The organism is Protofrankia sp. Cr1, from assembly GCF_963555865.1.
Classification (GTDB): Bacteria; Actinomycetota; Actinomycetes; order Frankiales; family Frankiaceae; genus Protofrankia.
In genome coordinates, this window is the sequence record NZ_CAUVXO010000283.1 from 6,693 (window position 1) to 8,070 (window position 1,378).

Annotated in this window: 1 protein-coding gene; it reads right to left on the minus strand. The window is 59.1% G+C overall.

What is annotated here, in order from left to right; translation table 11 throughout:
* Positions 1-619 precede the first annotated feature (619 nt).
* Positions 620-952, minus strand: a complete 333-nt coding sequence (locus tag U9980_RS19030; RefSeq protein WP_322755425.1) for a hypothetical protein — start codon at positions 950-952, stop codon at positions 620-622.
* Positions 953-1,378: the final 426 nt, after the last annotated feature.

A 1,378-nucleotide genomic window follows, 5' to 3' on the forward strand; every position in this document is an offset into this window, starting at 1 on the left:
GTCGGCGTGACCTGGGCTCACCGTCCGCCGGTGTTCGTACTCGTCCACCGACGTCCGCCGGCTTGGGTACACCCATGGGTACATGGGGACGGATCAGAGCACGTACCGACACGGTCTACGCTACAAGCTTGGGAAACCTGTGCGGATACTGGCTCCGAACTGGGCGGACACGTTCCCGCCCTGGTCAACGGCGGTTCGGCACCCGCCACAGGACACCGATGGGACCACATGCCGACCGTCGCTACTGGCACGTGAATGGCACGCCCCCGGGTTTCGCTATCTGGCCGATCCTCGGTCCGCCGTCCGTCGTCGTCCCTGGCCATCCACCACATCTGCTCGGAAGCTGTACCAGGCCCGCTTGTCCGCCTTCGGAGCATCGGCGGCGAGCAGAACCGGCTTCGTAGTGACTCGCGTTGGTGTGGCAGATGCGCGAGTGCTCCAGCCAGGTGGGCCGGACCGTCACCACTGAAACAAGACACCTACGCTCTACGAATGATCCGCACCTGCGCCCCCTCCCGTCCTACCCGTCGAACCGTGGCAGAGGCGACCGGGGCTCCGATGCGGCAGCGAGCTACGTCGGGGCCAGTCCTTCGTACCATCCTCTCCTGGGGGCTAAATGTCATCGATCGTAGTTAATGTCGCGATCGGGATATTGACAAGCGTTGTAAGCGGTAGCTTGGTTTGGAGCTGGCAACAAGTAAAACGTCTCCAGAGAAAGAGCCGGTACCATGCTTTCTTTGGTTTCTCTGCCGCCAGAGAGTGCGTCATCATCGTCGGCCAACAGATGAACAACCCGCTTGGCATACATCGCTCCGATGTTAGGGCATTGGTTGAGGTGGCGAGTATCTCCACCGACGGAGGCGTCGTGTTTCAGATTTTCCAGCCCGACCAGTTCCGAGGGGGCATCGGTGGTCGCGTGGAGTTCTGTATTGGCGGGCCCGATGCCAACCATAGAACAGCTGGGCACATGACGACCTACCTCCCTGGCGTGAGGTTCAAACCATACGATCGGGACCGACATGATTCGATCGCTATCGTCGCAGGCAATACCGAGTTCATCTGCGAAGCCAACCAGCGAGAATATGTAATACTTGCAAGAGCATTTTCTCTCTCGCGTGGCCGACCGCTTTTTTTGATTGCGGGCCAGTCCGGTATTACCAATCTTGCTGCCGCATATTTCTTACGCTCCCAGTTCGATGTGCTACGCAGAGCGTACGGTGCTGATCGTAGATTCTGCCTTGTATTGCGAGTAGACCGGCCTGACGTCTATGGCCATGAGTCGGTTCACATCGCGAGCGACGTCACGGAAGTAGCGTTTGGTTCGTGACCGCCATTATACGAAGACATGAGCTCGCTCAACGGGCTCGTGCACCATTCT

What these genes read in the sequence shown, in the direction of transcription:
- U9980_RS19030 (WP_322755425.1), bottom strand. Translation starts at nt 952, where the DNA reads ATGGTTGGCATCGGGCCCGCCAATACAGAACTCCACGCGACCACCGAT.